Consider the following 1,175-nt stretch of genomic DNA (forward strand, 5'->3'; position numbering starts at 1 on the left):
TCTCTGACTAAAGAAATTGCATCAAGTTTAAATTCTTTGGTATATTTTTTACGTTTTGTCATTTCTGTTCTCCAGTTAAGCTTATTATGTCTTAACTGGGGTAGTCGAATCCATTAAACCACGTCAAAATAGACTATTCATGACTTATTGCCGCTATATTAGGGAATACATTACAACCAGTTAATTCATTGATAAGATAAAAATTAACAGCTTGTTCATCGTACTCAAAATGTAGTTTAGATAGTTTTTTAATGTAGAAGGATTGAAGTTTATCAAGGGCTTCTATTGGGTTTCCTGAACAGCTCTTCAATAGGTCATGACTGAGTTTTCTGAGATAATTACTAGCTTTTCTAATTTTTATATTGCTGATGTCAGTGTCATTTTTAATTTGCTGCAATACATTTCCATATATCGAAAAATTATCTTTGTATTCCGCGATAATTTCGTCACTATGATTCTTAAATCGCTTATTAATCTTTCTTTCTGGGTCTGGTTCCTCTAAGAAACCTGTGCCAGCTTCAGGGTGCTCATCATCGCTTATTAAATTAATAAGCTCTACAAATGTTGTAACTTCTTTTGGCTCAGCTTCTAAAGGGTCGCAAACTCCAGCTTTTTCAAGTAAATCTAGCAGCTCCTTAAGTATTACCTCATTTACGTGAAGGAGCTTCTTCCCAATTGTTTTATAACTCCAAACATTTTTCTTAACATCAAAACTAAAGTTTTCTACATCAATTGTATTTGTTCTATAGTCTGTTGCTTCTCCCAAAGTTAAAACAATGAGATCTTTAAACCTTTTGTTATTGCCCGAAGATACATACTTTTCAACAGTTTTTCGAACTTTAGTTATGCTTGATGTAGAGGTAACTTGTATGCTCAAACCTGTTTTGTCACAGCCGAGATCTAAAGCAACAAAATTACTAGTTGATTCGTTTAAGTTTCTTAATTCAGTTTTAAGAATTAAATTAAGAAATGCGCAATAAAAATCTTCAGCAGCAACATTGATGTTTGTGAAGTTAACAGATGAATTTATTTCTACTTCACGGGAAAGTGACATGGTTTAATGGATTCGACTACCCCAGTTAAGACATAATAAGCTTAACTGGAGAACAGAAATGACAAAACGTAAAAAATATACCAAAGAATTTAAACTTGATGCAATTTCTTTAGTCAGAGAT

Annotated in this window: 1 protein-coding gene; it reads right to left on the bottom strand. The window is 32.3% G+C overall.

The window, feature by feature from the left end; all coding sequences use genetic code 11:
* Positions 1-133 precede the first annotated feature (133 nt).
* Positions 134-1,054: an SMEK domain-containing protein gene (locus HHO47_RS18965; RefSeq protein WP_169021694.1), complete on the bottom strand. Its 921-nt coding sequence runs from the start codon at positions 1,052-1,054 to the stop codon at positions 134-136.
* Positions 1,055-1,175: the final 121 nt, after the last annotated feature.

The organism is Pseudoalteromonas arctica (genome assembly GCF_012927645.1).
Classification (GTDB): domain Bacteria; phylum Pseudomonadota; class Gammaproteobacteria; order Enterobacterales; family Alteromonadaceae; genus Pseudoalteromonas; species Pseudoalteromonas arctica_A.

Bases quoted from the DNA above. Each gene is read 5' to 3' on its own strand.
- HHO47_RS18965 (WP_169021694.1), bottom strand. From the start codon at position 1,054: ATGTCACTTTCCCGTGAAGTAGAAATAAATTCATCTGTTAACTTCACA.